The organism is Streptomyces sp. NPDC059455 (genome assembly GCF_042750115.1).
Taxonomy (GTDB): domain Bacteria; phylum Actinomycetota; class Actinomycetes; order Streptomycetales; family Streptomycetaceae; genus Streptomyces; species Streptomyces endocoffeicus.
The window spans coordinates 4,802-21,158 of the sequence record NZ_JBHYVB010000092.1; the positions used below are offsets into that span (position 1 = coordinate 4,802).

The following is a 16,357-nucleotide window of genomic DNA, read 5'->3' on the forward strand; positions in this document are numbered from 1 at the left end:
GCCGGGGGGGGTGCCGTAGCCGCGCGCGCCCGAACCCGCCCGTATGGTCTGGCGGGGGGGGGGGGGCGGCGCCGCGGCCCCCCCCCCCCCCGCCCCCCCGCCCCGCTCACGCCTCGCCCGTTGTCTATCCCTCTCCCTCTCCCGGGTACCGCACCCCCAGCAGCTCCCGCGCCGCGTCCAGGGTCCGCATCACCGCCAGCGTGCCGTCCAGCGGCACCAGCGGGGACTCCGTCTCGCCCGCGCGCAGCGCGCGCATCACCTCCGCCGCCTCCCGCTGGTAGGAGCGCAGCCCGTCCACCGCCGTGATCTCCTCCGGATCCCGGCCGGGCCGGTGCAGTACGAACCGCTCGGGGTGGAAGAAGCCACGCGGGAACTCGATCCGCCCCGCCGTGCCCGTCACCGCCGCCGTCAGCGGCGTATCGGCGGTGATCGAGCAGGACAGCAGCGCCACCGCCCCGCTGTCCCAGCCCAGCGCCAGACCCGTGTTCAGATCCACGCCCTCGGGGGAGAGCCGCCCCACCGCCCGCACCTCGTCCGGCTCGCCGAGCAGCAGCTGCGCGAAGGACACCGGATAGACGCCGAGGTCGAGCAGGGCGCCGCCGCCCAGCGCCGGATCGCGCAGCCGGTGGTCCGGGGGATACGGGCCGGGCAGCCCGAAGTCCGCGTGGACCGCCCGGACCTCGCCGATCGCGCCGTCGTGGATCAGTTCGGTCATCCGGCGGACGACCGGATCGCAGTACGTCCACATCGCCTCCATCAGGAAGCGGCCCCGGGTCCTGGCGAGGTCCACCAGCTCCCCGGCCTCGCGGACATTGAGCGTGAACGGCTTCTCGCACAGCACCGCACGCCCCGCCTCCAGGCACAGCCCGGCCGCCGCCCGGTGGGCCGAGTGCGGGGTGGCGACATAGATCACATCGATGTCGTCATCGGCGGCCAGCTCCTCCCAGCCGCCGTACGCCCGGGGTATCCCGAACCGTTCCGCGAACTGCTTGGCCGACTCCGGCCGGCGCGAGCCGACCGCCATGACCTGCGCGTCCGCCATCTCCAGCAGATCCGTGGCGAACGAGGCGGCGATCGCACCGGTCGCCAGAATCCCCCACCGCACGGGCGCGGCCTTCGGTCCGGACATCCTCACCCCTGGCTTGTTCGGTGCTTATTCGGTCGTGAGCACTCCAATTCAGCTGAGAGCATAGACAACGATTCAACGACTCATGGAAGGCCAGCATGCAGCAGCCCGGCCAAACGGCCGCCGCTCCCTCCCGGGCTCACAGACCCGACCCCCTTTCTCCCCCCTCCTCCGCCGCCGCGCCCCAGGTCACCACCGCTCCGCTGACCGCGCAGCGCCGTACGAGCCTCCTCGTCACCTTCGTCCTCGGCGGGCTCACCGCACTCCCCGCCCTCTCGATGGACATGTACCTCCCGGCCCTGCCGGAGGTCACCGACGCGCTCCACAGCTCCGCCGCCACCGCCCAGCTCACCCTCACCGCCTGCCTGATGGGCATGGCACTCGGCCAGCTCGTCGTCGGCCCGATGAGCGACAAGTGGGGCCGCCGCCGTCCCCTCCTCATCGGCATGGTGATCTACGTCATCGCCACCGCCATCTGCGCCTTCGCGCCCACCGCCGGGCTGCTCATCGGGTTCCGGCTGCTCCAGGGGCTCGCCGGGTCGGCCGGGATCGTGATCGCCCGCGCCATCGTCCGCGACCTGTACGACGGCATCGCGATGGCCCGCTTCTTCTCCACCCTCATGCTGATCTCCGGCGTCGCGCCCATCGCCGCGCCCGTCATCGGCGGGCAGATCCTGCGCTTCACCGACTGGCGCGGCGTCTTCGTCTTCCTCACCGTGATCGGCGCCCTGCTCACCCTCGTCGTCTGGCGCTTCCTGGGCGAGACCCTGCCCGCGGAACGCCGCCAGGACGGCGGGCTCGGCCAGACGCTCCGTACGATGCGCGGGCTGCTCGCCGACCGCGTCTTCGCCGGATACATGCTCGCGGGCGGCTTCGCCTTCGCCGCCCTCTTCGCCTATGTCTCCGGTTCGTCCTTCGTCGTCCAGGAGATCTACGGCGCCTCACCGCAGACCTTCAGCCTCCTCTTCGGGCTCAACTCGATCGGCCTCATCGGCATGGGCCAGATCAACGGCCGGGTGCTCGTCGGCCGCGTCAACATGGACAAGGTGCTGACCGTGGCGCTGACGCTGATCGCCCTCGCGGCGACCGCGCTGCTGATCCTTTCCGCCGGGGTCTTCGGCGAGGCCGGTCTGGGACCGGTCGCGGCCTGCCTGTTCGTGCTGATGTCGTCGATGGGTCTGGCCATGCCGAACACCAACGCCTCGGCGCTGATGCGCACCCCGCACGCCGCCGGTTCCGCCTCCGCGCTGCTGGGCACCTCCACCTTCCTGCTGGGCGCGGTCGCCTCCCCGCTGGTCGGGATCGCGGGCGAGACCACGGCGGTGCCGATGGCCGTCGTCCAGCTGTGCTGCGCGCTCGCGGCCATGGCCTGCTTCATGGGACTCTGCCGTCCGTGGCAGCGACGTACGAAGCACAGCGTGACCGTGGTCTGACCCGGCTGCTGGAGACCGTCAGGGCGCTTCCCGAGGGGGAGCGCCCTTGGTGTTCCGGGGTGGCGCTGGCCGCCGGGACCGGCTCCGGCCCGCTGGCCGAGGAGTGCTTCGGCTGGGCGGTGCGCCACACGGCGTACGACGAGGCCTCCGACCGGGGCGTGGAGCTGCCGCGCGAGCGGTGGGTGCCGGTGCGCCCCGACACCGTCTTCGACCTCGCCTCGCTCACCAAGCTGTGCACCACCATCGTGGCGCTCCGGGCCGTCGAGCGCGGGCTGATCGCGCTGGACGGGCGGGTGGCCGGGTACGCCCCGGAGTGCACGGCCGCCGCCGAGCACGGCATCACCGTGCGGCAACTGCTCACCCACACCTCCGGGCTGATCCCCGAACTGCCGCTGTACGAGGAGGACGGGCGGGAGCGGGCGCTGGCCCGGCTCGCCGCCGAGCCGCCGGCCACCCCGCCCGGCACCGCGCGCCGCTACTCCGACCTCAACTTCCTGCTGCTCCAGCGCGTCCTGGAGCGGTCGGCCCGGCAGCCGCTTGACCGGCTCATCCAGGAGACGGTCACCGGCCCGCTGGGCATGACCGGCACCCGCTTCAACCCGCCCGCCTCCTGGCTCCCCCGGATCGCGGCCACCGAGGACCAGCGGCGGCCCTGGGGCAAGCTGGACCGGGGGATGCTGCGGGGCGTGGTGCACGACGAGAACGCCTGGGCGCTGGGCGGGGTCGCGGGGCACGCCGGGCTCTTCTCGACGGCCGGGGACCTGGCCGTGCTGTGCCGGGCGCTGCTGGCCGGGGGCGGGCCCATGCTGTCGGCGGAGTCCACCGAGCTGATGCTGACCGCGCCGGGGCTGGGCTTCGAGGTCGACCAGCCGTGGTTCATGGGGGAGTTGGCGGGTCGGGGCGCCGCGGGGCACACCGGGTTCACCGGCACCAGCCTGGTGGTGGACCGGGCCCGCGGGGCCTATCTGGTGCTGCTCGCCACCACCGTGCATCCGCGCCGCCGCCCCGGCGACAGCGCGCCCCGCGCGGCGGCGGCCACGGCGCTGGCCCGCGCATTGGGCTGACGGCGCTGGCCGCGCCTTGGCCTGACAGCGCTGGCCGCGCCCTGGGCTGACCTGCCCTCACCGGCCGGTAGTGTCAAGACAGTTGGCCTGATCCGTTCGCTTGGTTAGCCTGTGCGCCTGTGCCACTGCCGTGCACCTCCGGACGGCCGCGCTGCTCCACCGCCATGAGGAAGACCGCTGTGACGAACCTCCAGGACCCGCAGGACTCTCCCGCCACTCCGGCCCCTCAGGCCCCACCGGCCGCGGAGGACGCGCCCGGCGATCCGGGCCCGGCGGCGCCGCCCCCCGGCTGCCCCGCCCACACCGACCCCTCCTCCGCCGAACCCGCGCTGCTGTACGGGGAGCGGTACCTGCGGAATCCCGCCGAGAGCTATGAGCGGATGCGGCGCGACCACGGACAGGTCGCCCCGGTCCTGCTGGAGTCCGACGTCCCCGCCTGGCTCATCCTCGGCTATCGCGAGATACGCCAGGTCGTCAGCGACGTCCAGACCTACGGCCGCGACTCACGCCGCTGGAACCGCTGGGACGAGGTGCCGTCCGACTGGCCTCTCATGCCCTGGGTGGCCCACAGTCCCATGATCCACTTCACGGAGGGGGACGAGCACCGGCGGCGCTCGGCGGCCGTCAGCGACGCCCTCGCCTCCGTCGACCCCTTCGAACTGCGCCGGCACTGCGAGCGGTTCGCCGACTCGCTGATCGACAAGTTCGTCGGCAGCGGCAAGGCGGACCTGGTCTTCGACTACGTCTACTCCGTGCCCGCCTTCGCCATGGGCCAGATGTTCGGCCTGCCCGAGGACCAGCTGGAGTACATGGCGGAGGCGGTGACCGTCTCGCTGCTCTCCAACGACGAGGCCATGGCGGCCCAGCAGCGGGCCGCCGAGGTGGTGCAGCGGCTGGTGGCGGCCAAGCGCGAGGAGCCGGGCCCGGACGTCACCTCCCGGTTCATCCGGAACTCCCCGGACCTCACCGACGAGCAACTCGTCGGAGACCTGATGGTGATGATCGCCGCGGGCATGCCCGCCACGTCCTACTGGATCGGCAACACCGTCCGGCTGATGCTCACCGACGACCGGTTCACCATGACCCTCGCGGGCAACCGCCGCAGCATCGGCGAGGCCATGAACGAGGTGCTGTGGGCGGACTCCCCGCTCCAGAACGTCATCGGGCGCTTCGCCACCCGCGACACCACCCTCGGGGACCAGCGCATCCGCGCCGGTGACCTCCTCGTCCTCGGCCTCGCCGCCGCCAACGCCGACCCGCTGCTGTGGCCCGACAGCGGGGCGGGCTACGCGGGGAACAACGCGTATGTGTCCTTCACCGGCGGCGACTACGGATGCCCGGCGGGCGCGCCCGACCTGGGCAAGATCATCTCGGAGACGGCGATCGAGGTGCTGCTGGACCGGGTGCCGGACCTGGAACTGGCGGTCGAACCCGACGAACTCCAGTGGATGGACTCCCTCTGGTACCGCTGCCTGGTCTCCCTCCCGGTCACCTTCACCCCCGCCCCGGCCGCGGGGACGTGACGCCTGCGGCGGGCTTTTCCCCTACCCGCCGACCCTTCCCGAAGCATCGATATGCGGCTCCGCCGCGTGGTGGGGCTCTGCCCCGGGCCCCAGGGGTCCAGGGGCGGAGCCCAGGTTTCGGGAAGCCCGGATGCGGAGCGGCTACAGGACCTGGAACCTCTCTTCGAGCTCAGCGATGCGCTCGGCCCGTCGGGCCATCAGGTAGACCCGATTGTTCGTGCGCTGCACTTCGTGCACCAGGCTGAAGCCCTGGGTCGCGTTGTACCTCACCAATTCGGGGAAGTTGCAGCCACGACGGACCCATGCCTTCCCCTCCCGGGCGGCCCGGTCAACCGCCCACAGTCCCATGACGGTTCCCGGCTTCTTCGCACAGTGCGCGGGGTCGGTGACTGTCGAGTAGAGGTAGTGGGCCGACTCGTTCAGTTCGTCTTGCGTCCAGCCCCAGGGTGGGGTCTGTTCCTGCACGGTGGTGCACCCGATGACCTGTCCGCCGTCCTCGGCGAGGACCCACACATCACCGTCAGAGTTCCCTGCCTGCCGTGCGAGTTCGGTAGCGTTCTCCCGCCAGCTCGGATGGCCTCGCTCCTCCAACCACGCGGAGCGGGCGAGGATCATGTTCTCTACGGCAGGGATGTCGTCGGCCGTGGCCGGGCGCATTGCGAACACCGTGTCTCCTGGGGGCGGTCGGCGGCAAACCGGTGTGGTTACCGCATGGTTTACAGGAAGGCTTGGGCGGCGAAGTGCAGATCCAGCACTTCGAGGAGCTGCGCGTCACCGTCTTCGCGGTAGGGCTCTTCGGCCAGTCGTCGCACGGCCAGGCGCAGGCCATCAGGGTCGACCAGCTGTTCATCGAAGAGTGGGGAACCGTCGATGAGTATCCGGGCGAACAACTGCCGGGCGTGCGTGGTCAGTGAGTGTTGGACGACTTCTGCGAAAGACTCCCGCACGCGGGACTCGGTGACGTCCGGGCTAAGCCCAAGTGAGGCGAGGCGTCGCCGCTGAAGTTGCTTGAGCTCGCGCCAGTGCATGGGAAGCCACTCGCCGAGCTGGACCATGCCGGGGTCGGCGAAGGGGTGCAGGGGCCAGATGCCGGCTCGCATCAGCACGGGGGCCGTGGTCTCCAGAGACAGCAAGGTCATGCTGTTGACTGCGGCGGGCGGTGCGATGCCGTCGTCCGCGTACTCGAGCGCCGCCCGTGCTCGTTGGCCGACCCAGGGGAGCGCGTCGCTGATCTCGCCCATGGACTTGTGCGGGTACTCGTCCTGCGAGAGGGCCACCATTTCGTCCCCGCCGAGTCCCGTCACGACCACGCGGGCTCCGTGCTCGGCCAGCACTTCGGTCAGTCGGGTGAATGGGCGGTGCAAGGGTTCCTCGTACGGGCTGATGCGCTCGCCCCGGACACGCGCGCAGTCGACCGTCAGCGGGGCGTGCTCCATTGCGTCGATCAGGTGATCTGGCTCGGCGAACGGGAGGGTCTTGAGGATTTCGGCACGCCGCCGGATCTGGTGAGCACGCCCGGGGCCGCCGATGAGGAGGGCGGCCGTGGGGAACCGGTTCGGGTAGCGCTCAGCGAGACGGGTGCCCACGGTCCCGGAATCGAACCCGCCCGTCAGGTGAAGCATGGTCTTCACAGAGTCGAGCGGCCGGAGGTCGAGGGCCTCGTCCATTGCGTTGACGAAGGCGCCGAGCACATCGGCATCTGGCTTCAGTTCACGCGGGCCACTGTGCAAGGCGGGTTCGGGGTAGTGCAGGTACAGGTGATCGCCGAAGACAGCCGTCGTGCGCTCGGTCACTCGGTGAATGCCTCGGAAGACGGTCTCGGTGCTGTACCGGGGCCGGTAGACCAGCAGCCGCGCGACTTCGCGAGGGCTCAGCCCGACGGCGTGCTCGGCGAGGTCGGCCATGTCCCACGACCCGTGCAGGCTCGTACGGTCATGCGCGACGTAGAGCGGTGCGATGCCTCCGGGCCCTGCGGTGACGCGGCAGGGGTCACCGGAGGCGGTCTCCACGAGCACGTAGTCCGTAGGCCATTGTTCGGCCAGCGTACGAGCCTTGTCGAAGTCTCCCGGGGGGAGAGTGCGGGGGCTCGGATCGGTGGTCTCCCGGCCTGCGACGCGTTCACGTACGACGAGGAGCGTGCGGCTCCCGTCCGTGACGGCGACCTGTTCCAGCATCGGGTGGGCGTATGGCGTGATCTCGCTAGTCCTGTCGGCCGTGACGTAGCTGCTTTCGTCCCACGTCCATTCCGTACTTGCGTACGGGGTGAGGCGTGCCTTGATCAAGTGTGCTCTCCCTTCCGACGGGCCCGAGAGGGCGTTGAGACCGCACCCTCGGGCGTTGAGACCAACAGACTCAGGTGGCGGTGGTGTCGTACGTCTTGGCACCGTCCGACGAACCAGAGGTCTTCTTGTACTCGTGCGTCTCAGCCGGTGACTGAACCCGGCGCCGCACCTTGGTCGTGAACAACCCCTCGAAGCGACGAGCGCGCTTCAGCGGGGGTGTGAACTCCTCCACCCTTTCCTCCTTGTGCTCTGCCAACGCTGGGGACTTCCCGGCGCCGCTGTGCACTTGCTGACCCGCCCGGCCATCAACAGCCACGAGGACGACCAGGCGGGGGTCTGGTTTGGCTATGGGGCTACTGCCATCGCAGTCGCGACCACGGCGACTTGTCACCAACGGCTCTGTGCACCTGCTGCGGCTTAGGCGAGGGCTTGTCCGCACTCACCGCGTCGTTCCCAGCGCTCGCTGCCGTTCGTATCGGAAGACGTACAACCCCACGGGGTCGGTGTCCCATGTGATCGGGAAGCGCTCACCGACCGGGATGCGAGGGAGGCGGAGTGTGGGCGGGTCCGCGGAGCAGCCAGAAACAGGTACACAGGTCGGGGCGGGTACGGGCATGTCAGGGCGGGGCGGGGCGGGCGTTGTGGCGTCGGTTGCTCGATGTCGCCCGGGAGCGGGCAGCAGCAGTTGCATCAGCCATTTGAGGAGCGTTCGGATACGTTTGGTCACGTCGTCAACCTCCACGGGGTTGGTGGCCACGCCCCCGGACGTTCGCCCGTCGCGGGGGTCCTTTGCGTGGCGTGGATGCGCTCCACCTCATGAGTTTCCGGTCCACGGGAACCATCGGGGAACAGTGAACGGGGAACCCCGCAAGCCCATTTGGGGAACCCCGTTTCCGCCCTGTTTGGGGAACCCCGTTCCGGGGCCGGGGATACCCTTGGAGCGATCCCTGTCGTCGCTGCGAGGTGGCTCATGGACGAACGCGAGACCTGGCGAAGCGACTACCCACTGACAATCCCGGACGCGCTCTTACAGAGCGAGGCCATGCAACGGGCATGCGCCACCCGCAACTTCCGTGAGATCTTTCGCCTCGTCAACAGACGAACCGGGCTCTAGCCACGCGGTAATTGCGTCGGCGGTCGGAAAGATGACCAGTGCTCGGGTTAGTGACATCATTCGAGGCGTCAGAGGAATTCGCGGACAACAGGTAATCGAACGAGTTGCGGATGGCTTCGGCATCCCTGGCAAAATGCTGGGCTTGCCTCCTCGCCCTTGGGAGGGTTCCCCGGAAGGCATTGACGGAACCAGCGGCGCTCGCCGTAGTGTTGGAGCTGCGACCAATCCTGAGGCCAAAGCGCCAGGCGACACGTCGGCCGATGTACGATCAAATATTCCTGACACGCCCGATGGCGCGTTACTGCCCATTGTTGTGGATGGCCGTATGGTCCTGGTTCCGGTCGATAGGAAATCGCTGGAATCTCGTGGACCCGGTAGCGTCCTTGAGCAATTGGTGTTTTCTGGAAACCTGGAAGGGGACACCGCCCCGTCTATGGGACACGAGATTATGAGCCTGCTCAACCGGCGCACACTCCTCAAAGGTGGATTCGCCGTTACCTCTCTGAGAGGGGCGAGCGTTGAAGGCATCGAGCGTGTGACCGCAGCTTTGGATGATGCCCGCCGCTATTTTGACGGAACGGTGGTCGAATATTTCCGCAGCCAACTCGAAACAGCGAAATGCGACGATGGCAGGCTTGGTGCACAGAAAGCCCTGCCGGTGGTCCTGGGGTTGCTGGCTGTCATTGAGCAGCAAGCCCGGGATGTGAAACCCGCCATTCGGCGAGAGTTGCTGTCGGTTGGCGCAGATGGCGCGGAATTTGCTGGATGGCTGTACCGAGATGCCCACCAACCGGATATTGCTGTTTTCTGGTACGACCGGGCTATGGAATGGGCTCAAGAGGCTGACGACCCAGCCATGCAAGGCTATATGCTGCTGAAGAAATCCCAAATGGCGTATGACGATCGGGACGCACTGCGAATGCTGACGCTGGCACAGGCGGGCCAACATCGGCGGTGGCACCTGCCTATCCGCGTGCAAGCAGAGCTGCTACAGCAGGAAGCGCTTGGGTGCGCCATGCTCGGAGAACCACTCACGCTGATTGAGCAGAAACTCGATACTTCCCGCGAACTGCTTGCACGCGCCGCCGACGGCGAACCAAGCGGCCTTGGCGCGTACTTCAACGAGTATACGTTGCTGCTCCGGAACGCTGTAAGTTATACCGAGGCTGGCAAGCCAGGTATCGCCGCCGATCTGTTCGGTGAAATCATTTCGGCTGGTACGCTTTCGCGTCGCGACACGGGATTCTTTAATGCCCGGAGAGCAGCGGCATTGGCGCTGAGCGGTGAGCCGGACGAGGCGGCCGAGGTTGGTACTGCTTCCGCCGAAGTGGCCCAAGCTGTGCAGTCGGAACGCACCATGAGGGTATTGGGTGAAGTGCTGCAGACGCTGAGTCGTTGGCGCAGTCGACCTGCGGTGCGGAATTTCCCTGAAGCGCTCCGCGTTGCCTAATCCTGCGAGGAGTCGGCGGTTAGCCATTCGCTCACGGTGTGGATGACAAACCTTTGCCATTCCTGGCTCTGAGGATTCAGGTACTGTGGATCGTCGTGTACAGCGAAACCGTGCTGCGCCCCTTCAACCTCGATGATTTCACAGGGGGCCCTGAACTTCTGTGCGGCAGTCCGCGACAATCCAATAGGTACGAATGTGTCTTCGGTTCCGTGCACGATCAGGGTCGGAGCTCGCACCTCGTCAAGTACCTCATGCGGATGAAACCAGAACACCTCGTTGAACAAAGGTCGCCCATGCCTCAGTGTCGGCGTGAATTGGATGAATCCTTGTTCGTTGAGTTGTTGCGCCGCCTCTTCGCTGATTGAATCATTGGCCCAATAGGCTCGCGTGTCGATGGTGCGCCATTTGTAATCCAGCTGAGGATTAAACAGTACCAGTCGCGAAAGATCTGCCGAGCGCTTAGCGGCATAGTATGCGCAGATGCCGCCACCGAAGCTGGCACCCAGCAACGTGATGTCCCATGCGCTGGCGGCTTCGCGGATATAGGTGATGGCTGCACGAATATCATTCAGGACCGTGGCCAGGGTCAGCTCTTCCTGTCGACCCTCACTTTCGCCGTGACCGCGCATGTCGAACCGGAGAGACGCCACACCACTCTCGGCCATTCCAGCGGCCAGGCGCGTGAAGAACCCGCCCTCTTCCCGAGTGACGCCACCGCCGTGCACAAGCACGACAGCGGCCGAGGCCTGCGTATCGGGGCGCACGAGTGTGCCGGCCAGGTGTAGGCCATCGAGCGTCCGAAGCGTCACGCTCTCAGATGTAGGCATAGCGCGAGCCTAGCGCTGAGGCATCGATATGCGGCTCCGCCGTCCCAGGCCCCGGGGTCCGGAGGCGAAGCCCTTGGTAGCGGGAAGGGGCCCGGGAGGGGGACAGCCCGCCGCAGTCGGCGCGGGGCTGTGTCGATGTGCGGCTCCAACCGCGTGGGCGCGACCAGCCACGACGGTGCCGCGGACGGGCGACGGCAAGGTCAGGGCATCCCGGCGGAGCCCTCAGTGGGGCGACTCCTCCTCGGGGGGCCAGGCGTCGCCCCAGGACACATCGCGGGCGGCCCGGTACAGCGGCCCCTGACGCTTGGTCACCGTGGTGCGCCCCAGCCCCTCCTCGGGCGCGCACAGGTCCAGCAGCACCTGGCCCTTGCGGATCTGCGGGCGGCGCACCACCCGCGCCCCGGCGGGCGTCGCGTCGAACCGTACGGCCGCGACATAGCTGAACTTCTCGTCCTCGTACGGCAGCGAACCGCCCTTGACCCGCCGGTGGAGGGAGGAGCGGCGGACCCGGGTGGCGAAGTGGCACCAGTCGGCGCCGGGTTCGATCGGGCAGGACGCGCCGTGCGGGCAGGGGGCGACGATCCGCAGCCCGGCCGCCAGCAGCCGGTCCCGGGCCTCGCGGATCCGCAGATAGCCGTCCGGGGTGCCCGGTTCGATCAGCACCACTGCCTGCGCCACGCGCGCCGCCTCGGTCACGACGGCGTGCCGGTCGGCCTCGGTCAGCTCGCCCAGCACGTAGCTGACGGTGACCAGGTCGGTCCCGTCCGGCAGCGCGAGGCCGTCGCCGATGGCCCGGCGCTGCCAGCGGGCGGTGCGCAGCGCCTCGGAGGGCGCCTGCCGGGCCAGTTCGCGGCCGAGGGCCAGCGCGGGCTCGGCCCAGTCCAGGACCGTGGTGGTGTGCCCGGCCCGCGGCCAGGCGGCGGCCACCGCCCAACTGGCGGCGCCGGTACCGCCGCCGATGTCGATGTGCGTGGCCGGGGCCCACTCGGGCGCACGGGCGCGGAAGGCGTCGAGGGCGGCGCGCACGGCCTCGAAGGTCGCGGGCATCCGGTACGCGGCGTACGCGGCGACGTCGGAGCGGTCGCGCAACACGGGCGCGTCGGTCGGGGTGCGCCCCCGGTAGTGGCCGATCAGCCGGTCGACCGCCTGGGCCGCCTGGCGGGGCGGCAGACCGTCGAGGAGTCCGGCGAGCGCGGTGTGGGGCGTCTCGTCGGTGGGGGCGACGTCGGGGGCGTGCATTCGGGGGATTCTACCGGCGGGAGGGGGCGCCTTCGGCGTCTGGGCCGGGGGCCGCCGCGTGGGCCTGGGCCGCCGTTTGGGACAGGGGCGCCGCCTGGGCCTGGTGGGGCCTGGCCCGGGGGTCGCCGTCTGGACCGGCGCCGCCGCTTGGGCCTGGGCCGGGGGCCGCTGCCTGGGCTTGGGCCTGGGCTGGGACCTGGGCCGGGGTCGCCGCTTGGGCCTGGGGTCACCGTCTGGCCCGGGGGCCGCCCTTTGGGCCGGGGGCCTCGCAGGGTCCCGCTGCGCTCAGGGTTGGCTGCCCTCAGGGTCGGCTCAGCCCAGGGTCGGCGGGCGCCGCGACGGCGGCGAGCGCCTTGCCGCCTGGCCCGGGGCCGCGCCTGGCCCGGGGCCGCTGGTCGGCCCGCTCGCCCACCGTGGATCGCCCCTCATCCCCCGCTCGGCGCCCGCGGCATCCGTACGGGCGTGGAGATCAGCCGGCCCGGCGCGTCCGTGATGATGCCGTCGCAGCCCAGCCGTAGCATCCGGTCCCGCTGCGCCGGGGTGTCCACGGTGTGCGCCCACACCCGCGGTATCCCGGAGGCGACGGCCCGCCGTACGTCCTTGTCGCTCGCCCGGTAGTCCACGTCCAGCAGGTCGACGACCCCGTGCCAGTCGCGCGGGGTGTCGGTGCGCATCTGCCGGGCGGACCGCCACAGCTGGGTCAGCAGCCCCTTGCGGTGGGCCTCGCGGGCCACCTCGGGGTGGTTGCTGTTGACGTATACGGCGTGGACCAGCCCCCGGTCGCGGATCATCTTCGCCAGCCGCGGCAGGCTCTCCGGGTCCTTGGCCTCGACCATCAAGGTGATCCGGCCGCCGAACCGGTCCAGCACCTCGGCGACGGTCGGCGGTCGCTCGGGCCGCCAGGTGCCGCGCAGGGAGGGGTCGGGGCGCAGCCGGACGTTCCGCCACTGGGCGGTGGTCAGGGCCCGTACGGGCCCGGTCCGGTCGGTGGTGCGGTCCAGTGTGGCGTCGTGCATCACCACGAGCGTGCCGTCCGCCAGCATGCGGCTGTCGAAGTCCAGGACCTGGACGTCATGCCTGCTGAAGGCGCTGGCCAGCCCCGACATGCTGTTCTCGGGCACTTCCAGGGCGCCGCCTCGGTGCGCGGTGTAGACGACGGCGGGCTTACGGGACGATGGAGTCGTGAGCGCGGGCTGGAGGCCGAGCCGCGCCGGTTCGGCGGCCGGGGGGATGAGGCGTCGTACGGACGGACGAGCGGTGGGGTGGGCCGCGGCGGCCGCCGGTATGGACAGGCCGAGCACTACGACGGCGGTCAGAAAATGCCTGCTGATCATAAACGGAACGCTAGGGGCGTGACATCCGTTATGCCCTGATATCGGCACCCGGTCGGGGTGCTCTCACCCACCCCGGATGCGGACACCGGCTACTTCCGGAGCAGGATGGTGGCAGCATTGATCGGGTACCGGCGGTTCCGCCGGTACCGGCGGTGAAGCGAGGCGGTAGATGGAACGCAAGGGCAGGTTCTCCCAGTGGCTGCGCCGGCCGAGGAGCGGAGCGGGCGGCGACCAGGGCACGGGAGCGGGCGCCGGGGGCGTCCGCGAGGACCTGCTCATGGCCGCCGCGGCCGCGGGATTCCCGCTCGCGCCGGCCGCGTACCCCTCCGGCTACGGCTGCTCCTGCGACCGCATCGGCTGCCCCACCCCGGCCCGCCACCCCGTCTCGTTCGCCTGGCCGACCCAGGCGACGACGGACCCGGACAAGGTCGAGCAGTGGCTGCGCGCCGACCCCCAGGCCAACTTCATCACCGCCACCGGCATTGTCCACGATGTGCTCGACGTACCCGCGGACGCGGGGCGGCTGGCCCTGGAGCGGCTGGGCGCGGCCGAGGTCGAGGTCGGGCCCGTGGCCACGAGCAGTGGCGATCTCCGGCAGGGCCGGATGCTCTTCTTCACGGCCACCCGGGGTACGCCCGACGACGAGGACGAGTGGTGGCCGTGTGAGCTGGACTGCCATCCGGAGACGATGGATGAGCATCCGGGGCTGCGGTGGCATTGCCGGGGGAGCTATGTGCTGATGCCGCCCGCGAGGTTGCCGGGGGACGGGCATGTGGGCTGGGTGCTCGGGCCGGAGCGGCCGCTGCCGGATCCGCTGAGTTTGCTTGAGACGCTCACCGATGCGTGTGCCCGCTTCGCGGGCGAGGATCAGGATCAGGAGACGGCTGCTTGGCCCATGGGGCGGTAGTCCGTCTTAGGTTTCGTCGTCGGGTGCGGGCCGGTGGGTGGGTTGTGCCCACCCTCCCCCATAGCCTTAAGGGCATGGGAGGTACCCCCCTCGCCAGGGGGCACCTCCCAGCGTTAGCTGGGGGAGGGACGATTGCCCACAACCTTGTTCAACCCGTTCCGCCCCGCGAGATGGGTGCCCCCGCATCCTCATTCGCCCTTAGCCGCGGTTACGCCCTCCAGGCGGTTGAGGAAGACCACCTTCGGGTCCGCCGCGTCCTTCGCCGGGACCCGTACCGCCGACTCCGCGATGCGGGTCAGCGTCACCGCCCGCTTCGCCTCCCCCGTCATCAGCGCCTTGATCTGCGGATCCGGGTTGGGCCGGAACCCCTTCGCCATGGTCTGCTTCTGCCGGTGGTGCGAGGTGAAGAACACGATCGCCCCGCCGTCCGAGGTGCGCAGCCCCACCGGGGCGTCCTGCGCGCCCTGCGCCGGGGTGTCGATGTACTCGGTCCAGAACTTCGGTGTGCGCAGGTACTTCTTCCGGGTGTCCCGCAGCCCCGACGTGGACTGGCCGTCGGCGAAGACCGAGCCCTTGCCCGTCATCAGGTAGTCGGCGTACTCCGGGCTCAGCTTGTCCGGCCGGGTGGCCAGCTTCGGGGCCGGCCCCGCGGCCCGGACCGGCTTGGCCCAGCCGTCCTTGTCGGTCGCGAAGTCCGGCACCTCGTCCTGGCTGAGGATCGACAGATACGCGGCCTTCCACGGCTCATCGGCACCGTCACGGGTGAAGACGAACAGCCAGCGGTTGTCGTCGCGGTTGCTGTCGGTGTCCGCGACGAAGAACTTCGGCCAGCCCACCTGCTTGGGGATGCGGTAGGTGACGTCGGACAGCTCCAGCGACGGGTACTTGGGGTTGCCGTCGGGCGAGCTCGCGTGCTGGGCCTTGAGGTCGGCCGTGGTGATGGCCTCCAGCGGGCCCGTCTCCACCTGGCGCGCCAGCGCCGGATCCAGTTCCCGGTACGCCTTGTTGTACGTGTCGGTGAACCGCTCGAGCGCCTTGGGCGCCTCAGCCTTGTCCACCGACGGAATGTTCTCCCGCTCGCCGTGCACCGTCATGCACCCCGTGAGCGTCATCCCCAGCGTCAGTACCACCGCTGCGGTCGGAACTGTCAGCTGCCGACGGGGCGACCTGCGTGTCATGGGGCTCCGGCTCCCGATTCGTGGGGGCTGCTGTGGACGGCGACACCCTACCGGGGCGAAGGAACAGCGCGAGCGTGGGGACCAGGTAGAGCGCCCACATCCACACCTGGAGCCAGGTCGGGTCCGGCTGGAAGTTGAAGACGCCCTTGAGCAGCGTGCCGTACCAGGAGTCCGGCGCGATGGTGGAGCTGATGTCGAAGGCCAGCGAGTGCAGCCCGGGCAGCCAGTCGGCCTCCTGGAGGTCGTGGAAGCCGTACGCGAGCACCCCCGCCGCCACCACGACCAGCATCGCGCCCGTCCAGGTGAAGAACTTCGCCAGGTTGATCCGTAGCGCGCCCCGGTAGAACAGCCAGCCCAGCACCACCGCGGTGACCAGGCCCAGGATCACGCCGATCAGTGGGTCCGCCGTACCGTCGTTGCTCGCCCGGACCGCCGTCCACACGAACAGCGCGGTCTCCAGGCCCTCCCGGCCGACCGCGAGGAAGGCCGTGGCCACCAGCGCCCCGGTGCCCATCGCGAGCGCCGCGTCCAGCTTGCTGTGCAGCTCGGACCTCAGATGGCGGGCGGTGCGCCGCATCCAGAACACCATCCAGGTCACCAGGCCGACCGACAGGATCGACAGCGAACCGCCCAGCGCCTCCTGCGCCTCGAAGGTCAGCTCCTGCGAGCCGAACTCCAGCGCCGCGCCGAAGGACATGCTCAGGATCACCGCGGCGGCGATCCCGAGCCACACCGGGCGCAGCGCCTCCCGGCGCTCGGTCTTGACCAGATAGGCGACCAGGATGCAGACCACCAGGCTGGCTTCGAGCCCTTCGCGCAGTCCGATCAGGTAATTGCCGAACACGGGGTTCGCCTTCCTTGTCGAGGTTCCTGGAGGAGT

General features: G+C 69.7%; 14 protein-coding genes. 5 read left to right on the forward strand and 9 right to left on the reverse strand.

The window, feature by feature from the left end; translation table 11 throughout:
* Positions 1-124: 124 nt before the first annotated feature.
* Entirely contained in the window at positions 125-1,129 is a 1,005-nt protein-coding gene (locus ACFXB5_RS28900; protein ID WP_385212930.1) for a Gfo/Idh/MocA family protein, read from the reverse strand.
* Between the two features lie 95 nt (positions 1,130-1,224).
* Between ACFXB5_RS28900 and ACFXB5_RS28905 the strand changes: the two genes are divergently transcribed.
* The 3 genes from ACFXB5_RS28905 to ACFXB5_RS28915 all read left to right on the forward strand — a co-directional run bounded on the left by ACFXB5_RS28905 (position 1,225) and on the right by ACFXB5_RS28915 (position 5,146).
* Positions 1,225-2,559, forward strand: a complete 1,335-nt coding sequence (locus tag ACFXB5_RS28905) for a multidrug effflux MFS transporter (RefSeq protein WP_385212932.1) — start codon at positions 1,225-1,227, stop codon at positions 2,557-2,559.
* A gap of 59 nt (positions 2,560-2,618) precedes the next feature.
* Positions 2,619-3,623, forward strand: coding sequence for a serine hydrolase domain-containing protein (locus tag ACFXB5_RS28910; RefSeq protein WP_385213007.1), 1,005 nt, complete (start codon positions 2,619-2,621; stop codon positions 3,621-3,623).
* Between the two features lie 179 nt (positions 3,624-3,802).
* Positions 3,803-5,146, forward strand: a complete 1,344-nt coding sequence (locus tag ACFXB5_RS28915; RefSeq protein WP_385212934.1) for a cytochrome P450 — start codon at positions 3,803-3,805, stop codon at positions 5,144-5,146.
* 141 nt (positions 5,147-5,287) lie between these two features.
* Here ACFXB5_RS28915 and ACFXB5_RS28920 read toward each other — a convergent pair whose 3' ends face one another.
* The 3 genes from ACFXB5_RS28920 to ACFXB5_RS28930 form a co-directional block, all read right to left on the reverse strand.
* Positions 5,288-5,803: a GNAT family N-acetyltransferase gene (locus ACFXB5_RS28920; protein WP_385213010.1), complete on the reverse strand. Its 516-nt coding sequence runs from the start codon at positions 5,801-5,803 to the stop codon at positions 5,288-5,290.
* A gap of 59 nt (positions 5,804-5,862) precedes the next feature.
* Complete coding sequence (locus ACFXB5_RS28925; RefSeq protein ID WP_385212936.1) at positions 5,863-7,428, reverse strand: asparagine synthase-related protein; 1,566 nt, start codon at positions 7,426-7,428, stop codon at positions 5,863-5,865.
* Positions 7,429-7,498: 70 nt separating this feature from the next.
* The gene (locus ACFXB5_RS28930) at positions 7,499-7,660 is read right to left on the reverse strand and encodes a hypothetical protein (RefSeq protein ID WP_385212938.1); all 162 of its coding nucleotides are present in this window, start codon (positions 7,658-7,660) and stop codon (positions 7,499-7,501) included.
* A 913-nt stretch (positions 7,661-8,573) separates the two neighbouring features.
* Between ACFXB5_RS28930 and ACFXB5_RS28935 the strand changes: the two genes are divergently transcribed.
* The gene (locus ACFXB5_RS28935) at positions 8,574-9,992 is read left to right on the forward strand and encodes an XRE family transcriptional regulator (RefSeq protein WP_385212940.1); all 1,419 of its coding nucleotides are present in this window, start codon (positions 8,574-8,576) and stop codon (positions 9,990-9,992) included.
* Here the strand turns inward: ACFXB5_RS28935 and ACFXB5_RS28940 are convergent.
* The 3 genes from ACFXB5_RS28940 to ACFXB5_RS28950 form a co-directional block, all read right to left on the reverse strand.
* Positions 9,989-10,819 carry an alpha/beta hydrolase gene (locus tag ACFXB5_RS28940; protein ID WP_385212941.1) on the reverse strand — a complete coding sequence of 277 codons (831 nt, stop codon included), beginning with the start codon at positions 10,817-10,819 and terminating at the stop codon, positions 9,989-9,991. The two genes, ACFXB5_RS28935 and ACFXB5_RS28940, sit on opposite strands and share 4 nt — an antisense overlap.
* 222 nt (positions 10,820-11,041) lie before the next feature.
* Positions 11,042-12,058 carry a small ribosomal subunit Rsm22 family protein gene (locus ACFXB5_RS28945; protein ID WP_385212943.1) on the reverse strand — a complete coding sequence of 339 codons (1,017 nt, stop codon included), beginning with the start codon at positions 12,056-12,058 and terminating at the stop codon, positions 11,042-11,044.
* A 425-nt stretch (positions 12,059-12,483) separates the two neighbouring features.
* Positions 12,484-13,392, reverse strand: a complete 909-nt coding sequence (locus tag ACFXB5_RS28950; RefSeq protein WP_385212946.1) for a glycerophosphodiester phosphodiesterase — start codon at positions 13,390-13,392, stop codon at positions 12,484-12,486.
* Between the two features lie 169 nt (positions 13,393-13,561).
* Here ACFXB5_RS28950 and ACFXB5_RS28955 point away from each other — a divergent pair, with 169 nt between their 5' ends.
* On the forward strand, positions 13,562-14,299 hold the full coding sequence (locus ACFXB5_RS28955) for a bifunctional DNA primase/polymerase (protein WP_385212948.1): 738 nt from the start codon (positions 13,562-13,564) through the stop codon (positions 14,297-14,299).
* A 188-nt stretch (positions 14,300-14,487) separates the two neighbouring features.
* Here ACFXB5_RS28955 and ACFXB5_RS28960 read toward each other — a convergent pair whose 3' ends face one another.
* On the reverse strand, positions 14,488-15,393 hold the full coding sequence (locus ACFXB5_RS28960; protein WP_385212951.1) for a hypothetical protein: 906 nt from the start codon (positions 15,391-15,393) through the stop codon (positions 14,488-14,490).
* A complete protein-coding gene (gene efeU / locus ACFXB5_RS28965; protein ID WP_385212953.1) occupies positions 15,344-16,321 on the reverse strand; it encodes an iron uptake transporter permease EfeU in 978 nt (325 codons plus the stop codon). The genes ACFXB5_RS28960 and efeU overlap by 50 nt, the downstream gene beginning before the upstream one ends.
* Positions 16,322-16,357 lie beyond the last annotated feature (36 nt).

Coding starts and splice junctions, on each gene's coding strand:
- ACFXB5_RS28900 (WP_385212930.1), bottom strand. CDS start 1,129: ATGTCCGGACCGAAGGCCGCGCCCGTGCGGTGGGGGATTCTGGCGACC.
- ACFXB5_RS28905 (WP_385212932.1), top strand. CDS start 1,225: ATGCAGCAGCCCGGCCAAACGGCCGCCGCTCCCTCCCGGGCTCACAGA.
- ACFXB5_RS28920 (WP_385213010.1), bottom strand. CDS start 5,803: ATGCGCCCGGCCACGGCCGACGACATCCCTGCCGTAGAGAACATGATC.
- ACFXB5_RS28935 (WP_385212940.1), top strand. CDS start 8,574: ATGACCAGTGCTCGGGTTAGTGACATCATTCGAGGCGTCAGAGGAATT.
- ACFXB5_RS28940 (WP_385212941.1), bottom strand. CDS start 10,819: ATGCCTACATCTGAGAGCGTGACGCTTCGGACGCTCGATGGCCTACAC.
- ACFXB5_RS28945 (WP_385212943.1), bottom strand. CDS start 12,058: ATGCACGCCCCCGACGTCGCCCCCACCGACGAGACGCCCCACACCGCG.
- ACFXB5_RS28950 (WP_385212946.1), bottom strand. CDS start 13,392: ATGATCAGCAGGCATTTTCTGACCGCCGTCGTAGTGCTCGGCCTGTCC.
- ACFXB5_RS28955 (WP_385212948.1), top strand. CDS start 13,562: ATGGAACGCAAGGGCAGGTTCTCCCAGTGGCTGCGCCGGCCGAGGAGC.
- ACFXB5_RS28960 (WP_385212951.1), bottom strand. CDS start 15,393: ATGACGGTGCACGGCGAGCGGGAGAACATTCCGTCGGTGGACAAGGCT.